Origin of the sequence: Lachnoanaerobaculum umeaense, from assembly GCF_003589745.1 — a bacterium.
Lineage (GTDB): Bacteria > Bacillota > Clostridia > Lachnospirales > Lachnospiraceae > Lachnoanaerobaculum > Lachnoanaerobaculum umeaense.
In genome coordinates this window covers 1,875,056-1,897,569 of sequence record NZ_CP032364.1, presented here as the reverse complement: position 1 = coordinate 1,897,569, position 22,514 = coordinate 1,875,056, and the positions used below count along the sequence as shown (strand labels likewise).

Genomic DNA, 22,514 nt, shown 5'->3' with positions numbered 1-22,514 from the left:
AAAAAACCTTTATTATAAGATGAGAGTTTGCTTAAGCGTAGGGGTACAGGAGGAAAATATTTGTGTTAGAAATAAATAAACCGGTAAATGAGAATGCAGCGAAGATTATAGTAGTTGGAGTCGGAGGTGCAGGAAATAATGCCGTAAACAGAATGATTGATGAAAATGTAGAAGGGGTGGATTTTATCGGAGTTAATACCGATAAGCAAGCCTTGGTAAATTGTAAGGCCGGAACTATCATACAGATAGGAGAGAAGCTTACAAAGGGACTTGGTGCAGGAGCAAAGCCTGAGGTAGGTGAAAAAGCTGCAGAAGAGAATATAGAAGACATTACAAACAAGCTGAAGAATGCAGATATGGTTTTTGTTACCTGTGGAATGGGTGGTGGAACCGGAACAGGTGCATCACCTGTTATCGCAAGAGCTTCAAGAGAACTTGGAATACTTACGGTAGGAGTAGTGACAAAACCTTTCCCATTTGAGGGTAGACAGAGAATGAAGAATGCTCTTGCAGGTATAGAAAATTTAAAGCAGTATGTTGATACTCTGATTGTAATACCAAATGAGAAATTACTCCAGATAGTTGACAGAAAGACTACTATGCCTGATGCTCTTAAAAAAGCGGACGAAGTGTTACAGCAAAGCGTACAGGGTATTACAGATTTGATAAGCGAGACAGCTATCATCAACCTTGACTTTGCAGATGTTCAAACAGTAATGACAGGAAAGGGACTTGCACATATCGGTATAGGATATGGAACAGGAGATAATAAGGCACTTGATGCTGTTAAAGCTGCTGTATCATCACCACTTCTTGAGACAAGCATTAATAATGCAACTCATGTACTTATATCTGTATCAGGTGATGTCAGCCTTATAGAGGCTTATGAAGCGACAGATTATGTACGTGAGTTGGTAAGTGAAGAGGCTAATATCATATTCGGTGCATCATGTAATGATAATGAACCGGATGCTGTAAAGATTACAGTTATAGCTACAGGTGTTACTGCAGCAATGAGTGAGACTCCGGTGGGTGAACTTATAAGAGATGTGAATGCAAAACATCAAAACAATAATGTTCCGAGGAGAAAAGACCAATATATTTACAATTCAAACAATGATATTGAAAGAAACACACCTGCTCAAGTAGAATCGACACAGAACAATTTTACAAATAATGGTGGAATTTATAATACGGACTATACCGGAGGTATAGGCAACTATTCAAATGATTATAGTGTACCCAATTATTCTAATCCGATAAATAATAATGGAATGAGTAATCAGGGTATGAATGTTCCCAGAATGAATAATACAGGAATGGGCAACCAAAATCCGAGTGAGAATTCAATGTTTGGTCAGCGACAGCCTATTAGATCTGTTATTAGATCACAGGAAAAGATAAATGTGCCGGATTTTTTAAGAAATAATAATAAAGATAAGAAATAATTATAAAGCCTTGGGATTACCAAGGCTTTAGCTGTATTTATTGATTCTTTATATAGAGTTTTAATAGTCCTTTTAATAGTAGACTGTCATCTACTATAATATCATGCTTGCAAAGGGGAGTTACAAATGGTGCAAGACCACCGGTAGCTACTACATTAAGTTTTTCTCCAAGTTCTTCTTCCATGCGATATATAATGCCATCCATCATTCCTGCATGACCAAAGAGTATGCCACTTCTCATACTGTCAATAGTATTTTTAGCTATTACCTTCTTTGGAATATCTAGGTTTACTTGTGGGAGTTGAGCTGTTTTTGAACTTAGAGTATCTAGAGATATGCGAAGTCCCGGATGTATTATACCACCAATATAATTGCCTTTATTATCTACTACTGAGATTGTGGTAGCCGTACCCATGTCTATAATAGCTAGCGGTAGAGGATATTCATCCATAGCAGCTACAGCATCCACTATCATATCTGAACCTACAGTTTTAGGATTGTCCATAAGTATGTTCAACCCGGTCTTCATACCGGATTCCACCAACATACATTCAAGTCCGGTTATTTTGGTGATAGCATGTCTTATGGTTTCATTTAATGGTGGAACTACGCTTGAAAGTATGGCACCCTCTATATCCTTAGGATTTACACCATGTATATCTAAAATACCTTTGATATACATAGAGTACTCCAGCTCAGTTCTGGTGGTATAGGTGGTTATTCTCTCTAGAAAATATATCTTTGTATTGTCTATTCCACCTATGACAATATTTGAGTTACCCATATCGATTGCCAATATCATAATATTATCCTTCTTCTCATTTTTAATAATACATAGTTTTAATTTTACAATACTTAAACTTTAGATTCATAAAATTAAAGCTTTATATTTTATATAAAGTATACTAATCTCTATCCTTGCTTGCAATAATAAAATATCGTATAATCTTGTAAGCATTAAATTATGATTATGGAGGCTTTATGCTGGAAAATAAAAATATACTACTTGGTGTAACAGGAGGAATTGCGGCATATAAAATTGCAAACCTTGCGAGTATGCTGAAAAAACAGGGAGCGAATGTAAAGGTGATTATGACAAAAAATGCTTGTCAGTTTATCACTCCTATGACTTTTGAAACTCTGACCTCAGAAAAAGTATATATAGATACATTTGACAGAAACTTTGAGTTTAAGGTGGATCATATAGAACTTGGTAAATGGGCTGATGTGTTTTTAATAGCACCTGCCAGTGCCAATGTAATAGGCAAACTGGCAAATGGTATTGCAGATGATATGCTGACAACTACGACTTTAGCTATGAGATGTCCGGTGGTGGTTTCTCCTGCTATGAATACTACAATGTTTGAAAACAAGGTAGTCAAGCACAATATTATGAAGCTGAGAACCTATGGCATGGAGATTATTCTGCCTGCAAGTGGACATTTGGCATGTGGTGATATTGGTGCCGGTAAGATGCCTGAGCCTGAGATGCTCTTAGAATATATAAAGAAGGCATTATATCAGAAGAAGGATCTCTCAGGTAAGAAGGTATGCGTAAGTGCAGGGCCAACAAGAGAGGCGATAGATCCTGTAAGGTATATATCCAATAATTCTACAGGCAAGATGGGCATAGAGATTGCTAAGATGGCTGCGTATCGAGGTGCTAAGGTCAGTTTGGTAATGGGACCATCAAATGTGCTTGTGCCTGATTTTATAAAGAGAATAGATATAAAATCAGCAGAAGATATGTATGAAGAGATAATGAAGATATCAGATGCACAGGATATTATAATAAAGGCTGCTGCTGTAGCAGACTATACACCTGCAAACTATTGTGATGAGAAGATAAAGAAAAAAGATGGAGATCTTACTATAGAACTTTCAAGAACTAAAGATATCTTAAAGGAACTTGGTGAGAGAAAAGAAAACAACCCTAAAAAACAGTTTATCTGTGGATTTTCTATGGAAACAGAAAATATGGAAGAAAATTCCAAGAGCAAACTGGTAAAGAAAAATGTAGATATGATAGTTGCAAATAATGTAAAAATTGAGGGTGCAGGCTTTGGAACTGATACAAATGTGGTAACCATATTTACAAAGGATGATGAGATAAGACTTGATAAGCTGTCAAAACTGGAAGTGGCAGAAAAGATATTTGATGAGATAGTGAGGAATTTTTAGTGAACTTTGGAGAGATAAGTAAGAGAAGAACATTTGCCATAATATCACACCCGGATGCCGGAAAAACAACATTGACTGAGAAGTTTTTGCTCTATGGTGGTGCTATAAATTTAGCAGGAAGTGTAAAGGGCAAGAAGACAGCCAAATATGCGGTAAGTGACTGGATGGAGATAGAGAAGGAAAGAGGTATCTCTGTAACTTCATCAGTAATGCAGTTCAACTATGAGGGATTTTGTATTAATATTTTGGATACACCGGGACATCAGGACTTCTCTGAGGATACATACAGAACACTTATGGCAGCAGATTCAGCAGTCATGGTAATAGATGCCGGTAAAGGTGTAGAGGCACAGACTATAAAGCTTTTTAAGGTATGTGTAATGAGAAAGATACCTATATTTACATTTATAAATAAGCTTGACAGAGAAGCGAGAGATCCTTTTGAGCTTTTGGATGAGATAGAAAATGTACTTGGCATAAGGACCTGCCCTGTGAACTGGCCGATTGGATCAGGAAAGAATTTTAAGGGGGTATATGACAGACAGACAAAGCTTATAAATAAGTTTACTGCAAATCATGCCGGAATGAAGGAGGTTGATACACAGGTTATTGATCTGGAGGATAGTAAGCTGGATGATTATATTGGATTTGACTATGCTGATATACTAAGAGGAGATATAGAACTTTTGGATGGTGCAAGTGATGATCTTGATATGGAGAGAGTATCTGTAGGAGAGCTAAGTCCTGTATTTTTTGGATCAGCTCTTACAAATTTCGGAGTACAAACATTCCTTGAACATTTCTTAAAAATGACCACATCACCTATTAAGAGAAAGACACATGATGGAATGGTAGATCCTATGAAGGATGACTTCTTCTCAGCCTTTGTATTTAAGATTCAAGCAAATATGAACAAAGCTCACAGAGACAGAATAGCTTTTATGAGAATCTGTTCAGGTGAGTATAATGCAGGTATGGATGTTTTCCATGTACAGGGAAATAAAAAGATAAAGCTTAATCAGTCTACTCAGATGATGGCTGATGAGAGAAAGATAGTTGATAAGGCGTATGCCGGAGATATTATTGGAGTATTTGATCCGGGTATATTTGGTATAGGTGATACACTTTCTACTGTAAACAATGTTGAATTTGAGGGTATTCCTACATTTGCACCTGAACATTTTGCCAGAGTACGTCAGGTAGACACCATGAAGAGAAAACAATTCCTAAAAGGTGTGTATCAGATAGCTCAGGAAGGTGCAATCCAGATTTTCCAGGAGTATAATACCGGAATGGAAGAGATAATAGTAGGAGTGGTTGGTGTGCTTCAGTTTGAAGTATTGCTTTATCGACTTAAGAATGAATATAATGTGGATGTGAAGCTTGATAAGCTGCCTTATGAGCATATAAGATGGATAGATGAAACGTCTACTGTATATATAGATAAAATACAGGGAACAAGTGATATGAAAAAGATCAAGGATCTTAAGGATCGCCCACTTCTTATTTTTACACATCCTTGGAGTGTGAGAATGGTTGAGGAAAGAAATGAGGGACTGGTTCTTAATGAATTTGGAAAGAACTAAGAAAGGAATAGTATGAGAAAATACAGAGAAGAAATAGAAAAATATATAGATGATCATAGAGACGAGATGGTAGAAGACATCATAAGATTATGCTCTATAAACAGCCAAAGAAGTGAGTATGTGGAGGGAGCTCCTTTTGGAGAAGGTCCAAAAAGAGCATTGACACTTGCACTTAATCTAGCAGAAAAATATGGCTTTGAAATCACAAATTATGACAATTATGTAGGTGCTGTAGATTTAAATGACAGGGAAAAAGGCTTAGATATATTGGCACATTTGGATGTAGTACCTGAGGGTGAGGGATGGAGTGTTACAGCTCCTTTTGAACCTAAGGAAATAGACGGAAAAATCTATGGAAGGGGAACGTCAGATGATAAGGGACCGGCAGTTGCCGCACTTTTTGCACTTCGTGCAGTAAGAGATTTAGGTATACCGGTAAAGAAGAATACAAGACTTGTTTTAGGCACAGATGAGGAATGTGGTAGTAGCTGTATACAGTATTATTATAAAAAGGAGCAGGAAGCTCCTATGACTTTCTCACCGGATGGAGAATTCCCGGTAGTGAATATCGAAAAAGGCCGTCTTCAGGGAGAGTTCTCAGCTGCACTTGAGGACGGTGGAGATAAAAGACTTGTAAGTATTGAAGCGGGTACAAAGGTAAATGTAGTACCGCCAAAAGCAAAAGCTGTTATAGAGGGATTTGATATAGATGAAGTAGAAGAAAAAGCTAAAGCGGTTGCTGAGGAAACCGGTATAAAATTCAGTTTTGATTTGGTGCCGGTATTTGAAATTACAGCTTTGGGTGCCAATGCACATGCATCTACACCTGATAGTGGAAACAATGCTATTACAGGGTTATTGGAATTGCTTTGCAGACTTGAATTCTCACCTTCAAAGAAAATAGAAACTATAAAGAAGCTGTATAAGCTTATGCCACATGGTGATACAAGTGGAGAAAATCTGGGTATTGCAGTAGAAGACGAGAGAAGTGGAGCACTTACGCTTGCATTCTCAATATTGAATCTAAAAAACAATATTATGCATGGTTTCTTTGACTGTAGAATACCGGTAAGTGGTGATGGAGAAAAGATATTAAAAACTGTAAGTGAAAAATTCAAAGGTATTGATATAGAATTTTTGGAAGATACAGTGGTAAAGCCACATGAGGTAGATGGAAATTCTCCTTTTGTAAAGACATTACTCTCAATTTATGAGGATTATACAGGACTTAAGGGGGAGTGCCTTGCAATGGGTGGAGGAACCTATGTGCATGATATTGAAAATGGTGTAGCATTTGGAGCAGTTTTCCCGGGAACAGATACAAAGATGCATGGTGCAGATGAGTTCGTAGTAATAGATGAGCTTGTAGCTGCAGCAAAAATATTTGCACAGGCGATAGTGGAGCTGTGTGAGTAAGGGGGAAGTATGGATTCTATTGTAAGCTTAAAAGCTATGGGAAAGGTGTTTCATACCAAAAATGGAGATGTGAGAGCCTTAGATAATATTAATCTTGATATAAAAAGAGGTGAGATCTTTGGAATAATAGGTCTCTCAGGTGCCGGAAAGTCTACTTTGGTAAGATGTATCAACTATCTTGAGGTTCCTACAGAGGGAGATGTATTCTTTGAAGGAAAAGGACTAAAGGACATGAATTCTGTACAGATAAGGAATGTCAGAAGAGATATGGGAATGATTTTCCAACAGTTTAATCTACTGTCACAGAGAAATATATTGGATAATGTATGTTTTCCCTTAGAGATAAGTGAAACACAAAATGTAGGATCAGGGAAGTTGTTTAAACGAATGAGAGGAGTTTTAAAGGCAAATGCCAGAGCCAGGGCAAGGGAGCTGTTAAAACTTGTAGGACTCTCAGATAGAGAAAAGGCATATCCTGCACAGCTTTCAGGAGGGCAAAAGCAGAGAGTGGCTATTGCCAGAGCTATTGCTACAAATCCTAAGCTATTATTATGTGATGAGGCAACATCAGCACTCGATCCAAAGACTACAAAGCAGATTCTGGATCTAATAAAGGATATAAACAAAAAAATGGGAATTACTGTAATAGTAATAACTCATGAAATGAAGGTAATAGAGAGTATATGTGATAGAGTTGCTATAATTGAAAACAGCAAGATAGCTGAGATGGGAAAAGTGGAAGATATTTTCGCTAATCCACAGTCGGATATAGGCAAAAAGCTGATACTTGGTGATGTATTGCAAAGTAAGGAGATAGTATCAGGGGCAAAACTTAGAATAGAGTTTGATGGAAGAAGTTCATTTGAACCTGTACTCTCAAATATGATACTTTCATGCGGTATTCCGGTAAATATACTTTATGCACAGACCAAGGATATCGGAGGTTCAGCGGTCGGTCATATGATAGTACAGATATCAGGTGAAGAAGAGGCATTAAAGGCAAAGAGATATTTGGATAGCATAGGCATGGTTTATCATGATATATCATTTGATGAAGTAAAGGAGGATATAGAATAATATGGTTTCAATGATTATAAAAGGTTTGCAAGAGACTTTATTGATGACCATTGCATCCTCATTCTTCTCATATCTTATAGGTATACCGCTGGGGGTTATTTTGGTGGTTACAGATAATACAGGTATAAAGCCTATGCCAAAGATTAACGGTATTTTGGGAATGATCATAAATCTTATAAGATCTGTACCTTTTATGATTTTGCTTATTATGGTTATACCTCTTACAAGACTGTTGGTGGGAACATCTATAGGACCTATAGCAGTTATACCTCCACTTGTAATTGCAGCAGCACCCTATATCGCAAGAATGGTAGAGTCTTCATTAAAAGAAGTGGATGCCGGAGTTATAGAGGCGGCAAAGTCAATGGGAGCCAGCAATTTCCAAATAATATTCAAAGTGCTTTTACCTGAGTCTAAGCCTTCACTTTTGGTGGGTGCAGCAATATCAGTTACTACAATACTTGGATATTCTGCAATGGCAGGATTTACAGGTGGTGGTGGACTTGGAACTATTGCGATAAATTATGGATACTACAGATATCAGACAGATATAATGTTTATAACAGTAGCTATATTGGTACTGTTGGTACAGATAATACAAGAGATATTTATGAGGGGATCAAAGCGTTCTGATAAGAGAATCAGATAGTATATAGTTAACTAGTTATAAGAAAAGACTATAAACATAAGAAGTCTAAATGATTGACAGAATATATTTTATAGTCTATACATTGTATATGAAAATAAAGGAGGAAAAATAAATGAAAAAAAGAATTTTATTAACATTAGGTTTAGTATCACTTCTTGCTTTGGCAGGATGTGGAAAAAAAGCGGCAGATACAAATACAAGTTCAAATGAGAGTGCAGCAGAGTCAAAGAGTGAGGGTGCAAGCAAGGATTTAAAGACAATTGTTGTTGGTGCAACACCTGCACCACATTCAGAGATTTTAGAGGCAGCAAGACCTGCATTGAATGAAGAAGGATATGATTTAAAGATAGTTGAGTATAATGACTATATTCAGCCAAATGTGGCACTGGATTCAAAAGAATTGGATGCAAACTACTTTCAACACTATCCATACCTTGAGAATTTTAATAAAGAGCATAATACAACACTTGTTTCAGCAGGAGCAATTCACTATGAACCGTTCGGTATCTATGCAGGTAAGACAGCTTCACTTGATGCATTAGCAGACGGTGCAAAAATTTCAGTACCTAATGATGCTACAAATGAGGCAAGAGCATTACTTTTACTTGAAGATAACGGACTTATTAAGTTAAAAGAAGGTGTCGGAATCAATGCTACAAAGCAGGATATCGTTGAGAACCCAAAGAACCTTGATATTCAAGAAATTGAAGCTGCACAGGTAGCGAGAACGCTTCAGGATGTTGATGTGGCAGTTGTAAATGGAAACTATGCAATAGATGCAGGACTTAAGGTAAGTGATGCACTTGCAATAGAGGATTCAAAGTCGCTTGCAGCTACAACATATGCAAATATTATAGCTGTAAGAGAAGGTGATGAGAAATCAGATGCTACGCTTGCCCTTATAAAGGCACTTGAAAGTGATACTGTTAAGAAATTTATAGAAGATAAATACAATGGTGCAGTTGTACCGATGTTTTGATTATGAGTAAAAAGATAATATTGGCTTTGTTTGTTTTTGCATTCGCCATATTGATATTACCAAAGAACACTTATGCACTGGAAGCAAATGTAAAAACAGCTATTGATAGCCTAGATTTTGATAGAAAATCAAAGAATGAGATAAATTTATATTTTTCAAATACTGATGTAAATGAAGTGAGCAGATATAGTATTCTAAAAAGGGATAAATCTTCAAAAGACTTCAAAGAGATAAAAAGTATATCAGCTAAAGATGAAAAGACGAGCAATTTATCATATACAGATAAGATAAGTGTAAGCGGATATGTTAGATATGAGTACAGAGTAGATGCTTACCTAAAAAATGGTAAGGTATTGAAAGGAAAGTCAATATATGCAAGCAATGTACTGATCTGTATTGATCCGGGACATTTTCAGACGAAGAATTCAGTAGATGGAGAGGATGGATATGGTTACTCAGAGTCTATGACAGTACTGAAGTTGGGACTTTCTTTAAAAGATACTTTAAAGAAAAACTATGGCATCAGTTCAGTGTTGACAAGGACAACAGAGAGTATTACCATTGATGGATTTACAGATAAAAATCTAGACGGAGGTCATATTTCTCTAAGAGGAGACATGGCCGGAAGAATAGGAGCGGATTTGTTTATATCATTGCATACAAACTCAAATAATTCACATGCTAATGGTTATCCTACAGATTCACAACCACTTTCTATCAATAAACCTTTGATAATACTTAATTCACTTGCAAAAGAGAATGAACTATGTATAAATATTGCAAATAATATTGGAGCAAATCTCTCAAATGTAAACTTCAATGAGGGCTTAGCAAAGAGTAAAGATTTTGACACTGTAAAAAAAGGATCTATTGGTGAGTGGACGGTTGCAAAAAATGACAGTACTACAATAAATGGCAGTGTTTACTATAGACTTGGAGAGAATGGTGACTACTATGGAGTACTAAGAGGTGCCAATATAGCAGGAGTACCCGGAATGATAGTTGAACATGGATTCCACTCAGTACCGGAGGTCAGAAAAAAAGCTATGCAATCCGATTTGATAAATAAATGGTCAGATGCAGATGCAAAAGCAATATCATCCGGATTTGGATTTTAAAACTGAATAGTACTTACTTACTCCCTGATTAGATTTGTTTATCTATTCAGGGAGATTTTATATATAGAAATTAATAATTATTAGTGCAAAAATATAGGATTTATAGTAAAATAAATTCAAAGATGTTTTTACAAATTTTATAAAATGGGAGGACAAATTGTGAATTGTAAAAAATGTAATGCACCAATAGGGCCAAAGGAGATGTTTTGTGCAAATTGTGGTGAAAAAAATCCGGATTATAATCCTAATGGAGATAATGTTTTTTCATCCTATGATGAGGTACCTAAAAAGAAAAATATAGTACCTAAAGCAGTATTGGGTGTTGTAGCTGCAGTAGTTTTAGTTGGAGTAGCATTTGCCGGAGTTAATACAGTAAGAAATATGCTTATGTCTCCAAAAGACCAGTTTAGAAATGCATTGAAAAAGGAATCAGAGTCTGTAGTATCATTTGTGGGAAATAATATAGACACTGTAAAGAAGAGATATCAAAGCTTTGGAGACGGATATACTTCAGATGGAAATATCAGCTTGGAAGTTACTCAAGAAGGTAAGGACATGTTGGGGATGTTCCTTCCATACTATATGGATGATGATTTAGATTGGCTTGATAGTCTATCAATCAAATATAAGGGAAATATTAGTTCGGATGCCGCAAATATGGATCTTAATCTTATGCTGAATAAGAAGGATATTTTGGCTGCAAATGTATATATGGATAGTGAAGAAGTGCAGTTTAAGATTCCGGATATTTCAGATGATGTATTGACATTAGATACACAGTCACTGGAAAGTGAACTTGGATATTACTCCAGCTATAATCTGTTTGAGTCTATGGGAATGCAAAAAGTAATGGTTGAGGCTATACCGGACTCAAAGCAACTAAAGAAGGTAACAGATAAGTATATAGACATAGCTATAAAAAATATAAATGATGTAGATAAAAGCTCAGATACTGTAAGTGCTGAGGGAGTTAAGGTAAAAGCAACTAAGCTTACAGCATATATATCAGGCGATGATTTGGCAGAGATGAAGAGTGAAATTTTGAATCAAATGCTGGATGATAAGGATTTAAAGAAAATTATAATAGACTGTGGAGATTCTATAAGTGACAACTTAGGATATTCAAGCTCAGGTGAAGATGCCTATGATACGTTTATAAGTAATGTTGAAGATGCTATTGAATATTCAGAGTATGATTCATTTAATGATATGGAATACAGCATATGGCTTGGCTCAGGAAATAAGGTAATAGGAAAAGAACTTGTTGTTGATGACGAGACAGTGATTAGTTACATGGCACCTGTAAAGGGATCGGATCTTGGAGTTGAATTTGAAGCAGGCTATGGAGGAGATAGTGTAAAGTTCAGCGGGGAAGGAAAAGTAAAAGGTTCATCTGTAAGTGGTAAATTTGTGCTGGAAGCCGATGGAGAATCTATAAATTTTGATGTTAAGAAGCTTGATTTTAAAAAGCTTTCAAAAGGTGAAATCGATATGGATGTAGACTTCTCAATGGGAGGATACTATGGTATTGGTGGATACAGCCTAGGTGTGAAAGCAAATGGAAATGAAAAGAAGGTCTCAGTTGTGTTTGATGTAAAGAGTGGCGGAAAGAGTCTTGTAAAGTTAACTGTGGATGAAACAGTGTCAAAAGGAAAAGCACCTAAGGAGCTAAGTGGAAAGAAATTAAGTGCAGATAATTACTCTGATATTTCAGACTATATTGATGATGCTGATATAGATAATTTAATAAAGAAATTAAAGAAGAGTGATCTACCTTCTGAATATGTAGAAATGATAGAGAGTTCATTTGGATATTAATAATAGCCGGTGCAGTATGAGCGTTGATTCTATCGAAAGAAAAATAGATATAGTCGGCATAAAAAAGAAATATGGAAGAAAAGAGATATTAAGAGGCATAGATCTCACAATTCCATTTTCAAGCTGTATAGGAATACTTGGAGGGAATGGTAGTGGAAAGACTACCCTTCTCTCTATATTGGCAGGTATAATAAGTGCTGATGAAGGCAGCTTTATTTGTGAAAGTTTTGATCTTTTAAGTGATGCAAAGAGGAGAAGATTTTTAGTAGGAATTATTCCTCAGAAAAATCCGCTTATAGAAGAGTTGTCTTGTTATGATAATCTAAAATTATGGCATGGCAGAAAATATCTTGATATGGATATGGTTAAAAAGCTTGGAGTTACAAATTTTTTAAATAAAAGAGTAAGTGAGCTTAGTGAAGGAATGAAAAAAAGACTTGCCATAGCCTGTGCGGTATCACGCCATTCAAAAATACTGCTTATGGATGAGCCAAGTGCAGCTCTTGATATAGTAGCAAAGGATGTTATCTATAATTATATTAGAGAGTTTGTTTCAGATGGTGGTATAGTGATTCTGGTAACACATGATGAAGGGGAACTTAAATTATGTGACAGACAATATATCCTGAAAGATGGAATACTGTTAGAATATAATTTTGATGGTGATATAAAAAAACTTGCCAAGATGATGGGTGATTAAATGTTTAGAGCTTATCTGATAGTTCAAATAAAGAGATTATTGAGAGTACTTCCTGTGGTAGTACTCTTTAATTTCATAATGATGATTGGTATCTGTGCCATTTTTGCATTGAGAGTCGGAATACAAGAGCAGGATGAGAGAAAGATCGGTGTTGGAATAGTTGGAAATATAGACAATAAATATATGAAACTTGGAGTTGAAATGTTAAATAATATGGACAGCTCAAGAGTTTCTATTAAGTTTGAAAGCATGGATGATTCGGAGGCAAAAAAGGCATTAAGAGAGGGACAGATAATAGGATATTTTAAAATCGATCGAGATTTTATAGATGGATTGGAGAATGGTGAAAACCGCCCAATAGTGTATGTCAGTTCAAATGGAGGATTGATGAGTGAGCTGTCAAAGGAACTTGCATCTATTTTCTCTGTACTTATAATAGACTCTGAAAGAGTAATATATGCAGCTGATGAATATCTGGTAGATCATCCTGTATATGATAGAGTTAGTGCAAATACTGAGTTTAATATGTGGCTCATAAAGAATGTTTTGGCAAGAGGAAAAATCTATGATGTGGAAAATATAAGTGTAATGGGGAATATATCAGCAATAGACGGATATGTATGTGGAATAATAACACTTTTTATAATGCTCTCAGGTGTTGGTCTTAGCGGGCTTTTATCAGGAGATAAGGTAAGCATGCTTAGAGTGTTGAAATCAAAAGGTCTTTCATATATGTCCTCTATAATTTGTGAACTTATAATATCTACTATATATGTTATGATATCAATGCTGATTTTAATAGGAGGCTTTATAATTGTAAAAAGTTTTCTTTTAGAGAAAAGCCTGTTATCTATAGATTCTTTTGAGTTCGTATCAGGAATACTTATAGTTTCAATTATGTTTGCTTCAATGCATATATTTATATATGAACTTATAGATCAAAGAGTTGTAGCGGTGTTGATAGAAATACTGCTTGGTATATCTCTTGGATATATAGGAGGATGCATATATCCACTGAGTGTTTTTCCTGATTTAATACAAAAAGTTGCAATATTCTTGCCTTCAGGTGCAGGAATGAAGCTGTTAATTAGTGGAATGGACTATAATATTAATATTATGGCAATTACAGTTTTAATTATATATACAATTATGTTTATCGGAGGTGGATATGTTTTACGAAATAAAAAATAATATCCATTTATTTTTAAGTTGGTATATAGCATTAAACAAGAGACTGATTAGAAGAATTGAATTTATTACAATGATCATATCACTTCCATTGTTGGTATTGGGATTAATGACAGTAGCTACTCAAAAAAAAGGGCTGCTGGATATAGGAATTGTGGTAAAAGATGGCAGTGAGGCAGAAATTGCGGTAGAGAATTTGCTAAGTCAAAAGAGTGTAGTTGATTTTACTGAGTATAAAGATGAAAAAGAAGCAAAGGCAGAGCTTATTAAAGGAGAGCTTGATGCTGTTTGGATACTTCCTGATTCTTTAGAAAATATAGATGCAGATAGTATAAGAATAATTCAGACAGAGAATAGTACAGTAAAGAATATTGCAAGAGAAAAATTGTATTCAGTACTATATTCATATATTGCACATTCAGAGTATATAAAATATATGGATACGATAAATATAGATGATACAGATGCACTGGATAAGTATCTGGAAGATGTGAGTACAGACGGAGAATTTATAAAGTTTGAAGGAATAGATGGAGAGAGTCCCTATGATAAGCTGGATTATATAACTTATCCTATAAGAGGATTTATGTGTATATGGCTATTTGTTGGAGTAGTGATAGCAAATATATATTTTTTATCAGATGAGAGAAGAGGGCTTTTCTCAATGATGGACTTAAAATTAAAAAGAGTTGTAGCTCCTGCATATAGTGCGGGTATTTCAATAAACCTAACTTTGATTATGTTGCTTACTTTATTTATTACAAATCAGGCAGGTGATATAGTTAACGAGATATCAGCGATTTTAATGCTTTTGGTATCTTTTATACTACTTGTAGATATATTAAAGAAATTTTGCAGCATAGAAATTTTGGAAGCAATGTTAGTACCTTTTATTTTGTTTTTTATGATTTTTTCACCTATATTATTTGATGTGAGAATATTTGGAATTGAATTTATACCGAGATTGAATCCAATATACTATTATTTGAATTTGATTGCAGACAGTGGTTTTATAAGAGAATTCGGAGTATTTATTGTGGCTTTGTCTGCATTGAATATTATAATATCACTGATTAATAAAAAAGGCTGATGCACTGAATATTCAGTACATCAGTCTTTAATATTAGTAAGCTATCATGGCGTCATATATTGAAATAGTAGCATTAGTGCCGGGATCCACAGAGTACTGTGAGAACCTCCAAACTCCATCACTGCCTTTCTTTAAAACATATTCAGGTTTTTGATTTACTCTCTCCCATATACGAATCTGGCTGTCAGCACCTACATTCCAAGAATTTCTATACAATAAATTATTTACTTGATTTAGCTTATCTCCGGTAAATGAACTGTATTTTCTATCAAGTATAACATCATAGTCTTCATTTGTGGCAAGCTTTATCGTATTTTCATCAACCACAGTAATTGAGCTGACACTGTATGACATAAGGCTTTCACTTACTACATTGGCAAAGCCATTGGTTACCTGTAGGGACATTTGATATTTTATAGAGGTAGTATCTGAAGGATCAACGTTTTCATCTACTTTATCTGCCATTTGGCTGTAGTTATGATTGTTCATATCTACAATATAACTTCTTAGGAAACTACCCAAAAGATTGCTGAAATAATCATTTCCTGAGTTGGTTTCCATTGTGGAACTTCCACCTATATCTCCATTCTTTACATATACTTCAATATCTCTCATGTCTGTATAATTTGTTGAATCAGGCAATTCATATTCAACCTCATAGTATTGTTTCATACCCTTATAAATACTACTATAAAAATTACCCATGTCCATTCCAAATGATGAGAAGTATTTGAATTCTCCACCTGACGCATTAGTGATACTTATAAGATCGGCATCATTTGCACTATAAGAATCACCAATTCTAACTATATATACAGGTATCTTATATGCTGATACTACATTTATTACATCATACACACTATTATAGCTTCCTACATCATCACCGTCAGTAAATGCTAACACACATTTTGCTCCGGGTATACCGGATACATCCTGAACAGCATAAATCAATGTATCATAAAGCTTGGTCTGACCGGAAGCAAAATAAGAAAATATCTTTTGATTTAGTGCATTTTTATCTGATGTAAATACTCCGGTTTTATCAATATAAGAGTTGAACTCCGTAAGCTTCACCTTATCACCTACATTAAACTGTACGGTGTTAAGGAAAGTTGACATTACATTCTTTGCACTGCTTAATCTTTCACCTTCCATACTTGAACTGGTATCTGCCACCATATTTATATTTAGGGCTTCCTTTTCGTCAAGCATTGAGATATTTTTTATTGTTACAGACTGAAAATCACCACTTGAAACTTTCTTTTCAGATACAAAGAACATATTAGGAGACAGATTTGTGACAACATTGCCTGAATTATCTTTTACATACACATACATTCTTACAGTAGGATAATTTGTATAATCAAATTGAACTATATTTACATTCAATCCTGTCAGCTGTGAACTTGTATTTTTAACAAGCTCATACCAACTCTCAGAAACTTCCTTTAAATTGCTGAAGTCATGATCACTGATCATTTCCTTGACTTCTTTACTGTACTCAAGTAGTTGATTTTTGTCTTCCTCAGAAGCATAGGGAACAGAGACATCGCTCAACTCTTCTAATAATTCATTTGCAGATTCTTCAAATCTTGAATCAATGTCCTCACTTAGTTTGATGAGCTTTTTTGCTAAATAAAGTTGATGTTTATAGTCATTATCTTTGACATCTTCTGAATCCTCATCAATCTTTTCTAATATTTTTCTTTCATCCTTATTCAAATCATAGGCTTGAAGTTGCTCAACCATGTCCATTTCCCATTCTGTGAAACTTTTTCCATCAGTGATTTTCTTAAGATCTGATTTTTCGGAAAGTCCACAAGCTGCTATGGAAAAGGATAAAGCTATTATAGCTAAAATAATTCCTATTTTTTTCATGTTTTACAAATGCTCCTTACTTTATTATTAATATTATACTACTTAAAATGTTAAGTGTAAATTATACTATAGTAAATTTTTTAAAATAGACGTTGAAATGATGACTAGATATTTAAGACAAAATTATTTTTTATAGTATTTTGAAATGAAATATGTTAATATTTACAGTATATGAATATTTTATAGAGCTAAAATGGGAGGATAAAAAAATGGCAAAGTTTTGTGCAAAATGTGGTGCACATATGGAAGATAGTGATTTAGTATGTGGACAATGTGGAACACCAAGTGGAGATGCAGGACCATCCAATAATAGCAAAAATAAAGGTTCTTTATTTGCAATTTTGGGAGGGGCTATCGCAGCAATAATTATATTAGTTGTTATTATAAATATTGTAGTTGCTTCTGCCGGATACAAGTCTACATTAAATAAGATGGTAAAAGCTATAAAGAACAACGATAGTATGCAACTTGAGGAAATTTCAAGCAGTATAAATTATGAGATATACGGATCATTTGATTATGAAGAAATGCTGGATAATTTTTTAGAGTATAGATTGGATGACTATGAAGATAGAGTTGATGGAGAGGTAAGAAATATTTCATATGAAATAAGGGATAAATCTGAAATTACGGGAAGAAAAACAGAAAAGTATAAGGACAAGCTTTCAGATGAGTATAGTATAGATACCGACAGTATTAAGAAGATGGTGAAGGTCAAACTTAAACTGACAGTTAAAGGCTCAAAGAAGTCAATATCGGATACAATAGAGGATCTTTACCTTATACAAGAAAATGGTAGATGGAAAATATTTTTTGACTATATTGGAGTATTTAATTGATATAGAGGGAGAGTGCAAATATGTTCTGTAGAAAATGTGGTAAAGAGGTAAAAGACGGGCTCAAGTTCTGCACAAACTGTGGTGCACCGTTAAACCAAACTTCTAATGGTATAAATGCCGGTAGTAATGCAGGAGTAAGTGAAAGTAGCGGAACCATTGATTTTAGAAAGAATGATAATAAAAAAAGTGTTGTTCCGGGATCAAATAGGAAGAAAAATAAAAACAAGAAGATTTTGATTGTGGTCAGCGTAATTGCCGGAGCAGTATTAGCTATTGCTTTGATCATTTTTGCTTTGATATATACAGGGGCTATCAGTATATCTATTGAAAGCAATGAAAGGCAGGAAAGCAGTATAGATAAGGATAAAAAGTCCGGTAAGTCATCTAAAAATAAGGATGATGAAGAGGAAGAAACTTCTAAAAAATCAAAGAAGGATAAAAAAAAGAAAGAAAAGTCAAAGAAACGTGAAGAATCTACTCAGGCTGCTACAGTACCAAGTACAATGCCAACAGTTGCAGCTACAGAAACAATGCCGACAATGCCTGTGGTAAATAATGAGTTTATATTACCGGATAGTAATATTAGAGTACTGAGTCGTTTTGATTTACAAGGTCTGACTGCTGAACAATGTCGTCTGGCAAGAAATGAACTATATGCAAGGCATGGAAGAATATTTGACGATCCTAATTTACAAAGCTATTTCCAGTCAAAGAGCTGGTATTATGGAACCATTCCGGCAGCAAATTTCAGCGAGTCTATGCTAAATGATATTGAAATTCAAAACAGAAACTTGATAGTTGAGTATGAAAAAGAAATGGGATATACAAAATAGCAGGTTTGTAAAGCAAGCTGATGAAAATGGAAATATGAAATATCAAAAAGGAGTTAACTGAATATTTTATGAGAAAATATAGAATAAAGCATATAATATGTGCCGGTGTATTGTTAATATCAATAGTGGCAGGAATTTCAAATGTTAATGCGAGTACAGCCAAGAGAAAAGTAAGACCTGTAACCAGGAATAATCAGGCAGAAACAACTTCTGTAGCAAATAGTACATCTGAGACAAAGGCAACACAAAATCAAACATCAGCAAAAAGTATTCCTACAGATAATGGCGTATATCACTTGAGTAAAGATTCAAAATATAGACCATATCTTTGGAAGAATGCGGATGGTAAGACACCGGATTATGTAGCATATGTGTTCGAGCCGGAAGTGTTTAATGGACATACTGTGTTTGTAGATGCAGGACATGGAAATAATAGTGCACCGGAGGCTAGTCAAAAGAGAGAGAAGTATTATCCGGTGGAAGACTCCAAGCTTAGCGGTATGAATACTTCTATGGTGGGAAGCAAAGCATATGGCTATGGTGTGGAAGCTAGAAATACCAGGAGTGTATATGATAATACTGAGATAGAGCCTGAATTTTCATTAAGGGTTTCACTCTTACTTAAAGATAAGCTTTTAAAAAAAGGGTATCGTGTAGTTATGAGTAGAACTGACTACAATCAAAACTTATCAAATGGTGCAAGAAGTGCATTGGCAGGTGAGACTTCAGATATTATGGTTTCAATTCACTCTAATACAGGAAGAAGTTCAGGCACATTGACTTTCTATCCTGGCGATAAAGATTATATATCCGAAGAGACTTATCCCGGATATACAAGTATAATGGGATTGACACAGGAAAATATAGATTTATCAAAGAAGCTGGCTGAAAGTATGGCAAACAACATAACTTCATCCACAGGACTTAAAAATAAGGGTGCACATACGGCGGTTCTTAGAATTTTTTCATATTCATCTATACCTACTTGCTTAGTTGAGGTAGGTTTTGCAGATAATATAACTGATGCTGCAATCCTTGGAACTAAAAAAGATCTTATTGCAAGTTCAATGGCACAGAGTATAGATCAATATTTCGGTAAATAAATTGGATGGAGAATATTGTTATGAAGAGAAAAGGTGTAATAGTAGCTTTATTTTGTTTACTTTTGATGCTTTGTATGAATGCATGTAGTGATGGTGTTACTATAGATGTCAGAGATAGACAGTCTACGAGAGAGAAAAAAAGAGCTGATAGGGATGAAGAAGAGGAAGAAGATGAAGAAGATGAAGAAGATGATGAAGCTCCTCCAACAGAATCACGCAAAAAGAAAAAGAAAAAAACTGCTAAGACTACGGAAATAGAAACTACAGAGGAATCTATTATTATTGAGACATATTCACAACCACAGGAAACATTGCCACAGGAAACATTGCCACCGACAACACAACCACAGGAAACATTGCCACCGGCAACACAACCACAGCCAACACAGGCACAGGTTTTGACTACTCTTTATGTGGTGAACTGTAGGGAAAGTATTACATTAAGAACATCTCCATCTACAAGTGCTTCTGAGATAAGGCAGATTCCATTGGGGGCAGCAGTAAGTTTTATGGAAAATGCTTCAAACGGATTTTACAAAGTTGCCTACATGGGCAATACCGGATACGCACTTGCATCTTATTTGAGCGAAAGTCCATATGATCATTATACAGTACCGGCTACTACAGCTGCTGACGATTCATTTACCGGTATTGTGGTAAATTGCAAGCAATCTATTACTCTACGTAGAGTACCAAGTACATCAGGGGCGGAAATACTTCAAATACCTCTTGGTTCATTAGTGACTGTATATGGTAGAGCGGACAATGGATTTTATTATGTATATTATGGCGGTTATGATGGCTATGCCTTAGCAAGCTATATTGATCCATATTAATGAAATATAGTGAGGTGGTTTAGGCTACCTCACTATATTTATGAGTATTTTGGAGGAAATATGAGAAAAATATTTATAACTATATTTCTGCTATATTTAAGTACAGTATTTGTAGCATGTGGAACTGCAAATAAAAAGGAAGTAGATATTGTTGCTGCAAGTAATGATGGAAATCTTGCAGGCAATATAATTTCTGATGCAAAAATATTAAATGATGGTAGTACATACTTTTTTAAGAATCCCAAGGACGAAGAAAAACTCTATTATTTGGATAAAGATGGTTATATATATAAAATGTCTGATGATATAAATATGAAAGATATGCATATATCAGACTACTGTATTTACTATGTAAACTCGGATCCGGAGAATATCGATACTGACAAGAATCTATACAGATTTTCTATTGAGAGAGAAGAGTCAAAGAAGCTTACAGATTTAGAATTTGATCAGGGTAATGACAGCTGGCTTAATTTAAACAGCTTGGTAGATGGGAGCTGTTATTGCAGCTATTGCAGAGGAAAAGACGACAGTTATCATATTGCTAAAATAGATACAAATGGGAAGAATTTGAAAGAGTTGTATGAAATTCCATCAGATAATACTTTGGGAAATCCAATGGTGAATGTGGTAGGAGACAGATATTTGTTTTTCTTATCAAATGACGGACTTAATTGTTATGATATTAAGAAAGAAAAAAATACTGTTCAGATTCCATACTTTGAGTGTAAGAGTTATATGGTTTATGATGGGAATATATATTATGTAAGGGGAAGTAATCTAAAAAGTATTAGCTTGGATGCTAACAATGAAGAGAAAATATACGATGGTTCAGATTTGGATTTTAATGCAGATAGTATTTTTTTTAATATATACAAAGATAAAATATATTTACTTGCAAAATCAGACGATCAAAAGGTAGGTTCACTAAAATCTATGAATTTAGATGGAAGCGATGTAGAGGATATAGATGATGAAGTTAGATGGTTTAATATAGTTAATGGAAATGTATTCCTTGAGTATTATGAGGGCGAAAACTCATCTACAGAAATGTATACATACAATATTGCACAGGATACTGAGATAGGGCAGCTGCCAAATATTGATACATTAGACGAAGATACAACATTAGAAGAGACTGCAGCAATAGAAATCACAGCACAGGAAAATAAGTCAGAATCTAAAGTAGTGGAGACTAAAGTGGTTGAGAATAAAAAAGACGATAATTACTATATGGATAAATATGCTCCGGTGATAAATGTATATAAAAAGGTAAAGGATTCAGGAAAGGACTATTTATCTGAAAAAGAGCAGAGTTATATTGGAAACTATGTAAGTCCACGAAATATTGAATATTTTATGTATGATTTTATTGATATTAATAATAATGGTAGTAAAGAAATGGTTGTAGTAGATACTGAAAGTAGTGAAAAACATATTGAAGCTATATATACCTTACATGGTGGCGATCCGGAGTTTTTGGAATATTTTATGCGTAATATGGCGGAATCTGAGGTATGTATTTTAAATAATGGATATATTTGCAATTACCGTGGTCGCAGTGGATCTTATTATACAGAAATATCAAAACTGGATTCAAATGATAATAAGATTATTATAAATAGATATGAGTATTATGAGGGAACTATTGATGAAGACTTTAAGAATGCACATTATAAGATAAATGATGTGGAAGTAACAGAAGATGAATATGTTGAAGCATTAAAATACTTTAATAATGTGAAGTATATTTTGGTTAGTAAGTATTTTTAGAA

The 22,514-nt window shown here is 34.6% G+C and carries 19 protein-coding genes; 17 read left to right on the top strand and 2 right to left on the bottom strand.

Annotated elements, in window-relative coordinates; genetic code table 11:
- Positions 1–62 precede the first annotated feature (62 nt).
- A complete protein-coding gene (ftsZ, locus tag D4A81_RS08590; protein WP_111525470.1) occupies positions 63–1,448 on the top strand; it encodes a cell division protein FtsZ in 1,386 nt (461 codons plus the stop codon).
- Between the two features lie 37 nt (positions 1,449–1,485).
- Here ftsZ and D4A81_RS08585 read toward each other — a convergent pair whose 3' ends face one another.
- The gene (locus D4A81_RS08585) at positions 1,486–2,250 is read right to left on the bottom strand and encodes a type III pantothenate kinase (RefSeq protein WP_111525471.1); all 765 of its coding nucleotides are present in this window, start codon (positions 2,248–2,250) and stop codon (positions 1,486–1,488) included.
- Positions 2,251–2,429: 179 nt separating this feature from the next.
- On the opposite strand from D4A81_RS08585, the gene coaBC reads away from it, so the two are divergent.
- The 11 genes from coaBC (at position 2,430) to D4A81_RS08530 (ending at position 15,250) form a co-directional block, all read left to right on the top strand.
- Positions 2,430–3,629, top strand: coding sequence for a bifunctional phosphopantothenoylcysteine decarboxylase/phosphopantothenate--cysteine ligase CoaBC (gene coaBC, locus D4A81_RS08580; RefSeq protein ID WP_111525472.1), 1,200 nt, complete (start codon positions 2,430–2,432; stop codon positions 3,627–3,629).
- A complete protein-coding gene (locus D4A81_RS08575; RefSeq protein WP_111525473.1) occupies positions 3,629–5,215 on the top strand; it encodes a peptide chain release factor 3 in 1,587 nt (528 codons plus the stop codon). The genes coaBC and D4A81_RS08575 overlap by 1 nt, the downstream gene beginning before the upstream one ends.
- A 12-nt stretch (positions 5,216–5,227) precedes the next feature.
- Positions 5,228–6,631 (top strand): dipeptidase PepV, encoded by a 1,404-nt coding sequence (gene pepV, locus D4A81_RS08570; protein WP_111525474.1) that lies wholly within the window; start codon positions 5,228–5,230, stop codon positions 6,629–6,631.
- Between the two features lie 9 nt (positions 6,632–6,640).
- On the top strand, positions 6,641–7,708 hold the full coding sequence (locus D4A81_RS08565; protein WP_111525475.1) for a methionine ABC transporter ATP-binding protein: 1,068 nt from the start codon (positions 6,641–6,643) through the stop codon (positions 7,706–7,708).
- A gap of 1 nt (position 7,709) precedes the next feature.
- Complete coding sequence (locus D4A81_RS08560) at positions 7,710–8,357, top strand: methionine ABC transporter permease (RefSeq protein WP_111525476.1); 648 nt, start codon at positions 7,710–7,712, stop codon at positions 8,355–8,357.
- A 112-nt stretch (positions 8,358–8,469) separates the two neighbouring features.
- On the top strand, positions 8,470–9,336 hold the full coding sequence (locus D4A81_RS08555) for a MetQ/NlpA family ABC transporter substrate-binding protein (RefSeq protein WP_111525477.1): 867 nt from the start codon (positions 8,470–8,472) through the stop codon (positions 9,334–9,336).
- Between the two features lie 2 nt (positions 9,337–9,338).
- Positions 9,339–10,454, top strand: coding sequence for an N-acetylmuramoyl-L-alanine amidase family protein (locus D4A81_RS08550; protein WP_111525478.1), 1,116 nt, complete (start codon positions 9,339–9,341; stop codon positions 10,452–10,454).
- A 159-nt stretch (positions 10,455–10,613) separates the two neighbouring features.
- The gene (locus D4A81_RS08545) at positions 10,614–12,272 is read left to right on the top strand and encodes a zinc ribbon domain-containing protein (RefSeq protein WP_111525479.1); all 1,659 of its coding nucleotides are present in this window, start codon (positions 10,614–10,616) and stop codon (positions 12,270–12,272) included.
- A gap of 16 nt (positions 12,273–12,288) precedes the next feature.
- Positions 12,289–12,972, top strand: coding sequence for an ATP-binding cassette domain-containing protein (locus D4A81_RS08540; RefSeq protein WP_111525480.1), 684 nt, complete (start codon positions 12,289–12,291; stop codon positions 12,970–12,972).
- Positions 12,973–14,163 carry an ABC transporter permease gene (locus D4A81_RS08535; RefSeq protein WP_111525481.1) on the top strand — a complete coding sequence of 397 codons (1,191 nt, stop codon included), beginning with the start codon at positions 12,973–12,975 and terminating at the stop codon, positions 14,161–14,163.
- Complete coding sequence (locus D4A81_RS08530) at positions 14,141–15,250, top strand: hypothetical protein (RefSeq protein ID WP_111525482.1); 1,110 nt, start codon at positions 14,141–14,143, stop codon at positions 15,248–15,250. The genes D4A81_RS08535 and D4A81_RS08530 overlap by 23 nt, the downstream gene beginning before the upstream one ends.
- Before the next feature lie 33 nt (positions 15,251–15,283).
- On the opposite strand, the gene D4A81_RS08525 is transcribed toward D4A81_RS08530, so the two are convergent.
- Positions 15,284–17,128: a VWA domain-containing protein gene (locus D4A81_RS08525; RefSeq protein WP_111525483.1), complete on the bottom strand. Its 1,845-nt coding sequence runs from the start codon at positions 17,126–17,128 to the stop codon at positions 15,284–15,286.
- Positions 17,129–17,337: 209 nt separating this feature from the next.
- Here D4A81_RS08525 and D4A81_RS08520 point away from each other — a divergent pair, with 209 nt between their 5' ends.
- From D4A81_RS08520 to D4A81_RS08500, 5 genes are all read left to right on the top strand, one after another.
- Positions 17,338–17,967 carry a zinc ribbon domain-containing protein gene (locus D4A81_RS08520; protein ID WP_111525484.1) on the top strand — a complete coding sequence of 210 codons (630 nt, stop codon included), beginning with the start codon at positions 17,338–17,340 and terminating at the stop codon, positions 17,965–17,967.
- A 20-nt stretch (positions 17,968–17,987) separates the two neighbouring features.
- Positions 17,988–18,800 (top strand): YARHG domain-containing protein, encoded by an 813-nt coding sequence (locus tag D4A81_RS08515; RefSeq protein WP_111525485.1) that lies wholly within the window; start codon positions 17,988–17,990, stop codon positions 18,798–18,800.
- A gap of 68 nt (positions 18,801–18,868) precedes the next feature.
- Complete coding sequence (locus D4A81_RS08510) at positions 18,869–19,903, top strand: N-acetylmuramoyl-L-alanine amidase family protein (RefSeq protein WP_111525486.1); 1,035 nt, start codon at positions 18,869–18,871, stop codon at positions 19,901–19,903.
- A gap of 20 nt (positions 19,904–19,923) precedes the next feature.
- Positions 19,924–20,739, top strand: a complete 816-nt coding sequence (locus D4A81_RS08505; RefSeq protein WP_242977724.1) for an SH3 domain-containing protein — start codon at positions 19,924–19,926, stop codon at positions 20,737–20,739.
- A 60-nt stretch (positions 20,740–20,799) separates the two neighbouring features.
- On the top strand, positions 20,800–22,512 hold the full coding sequence (locus D4A81_RS08500) for a DUF5050 domain-containing protein (protein ID WP_111525488.1): 1,713 nt from the start codon (positions 20,800–20,802) through the stop codon (positions 22,510–22,512).
- The last annotated feature ends 2 nt before the right edge of the window (positions 22,513–22,514 follow it).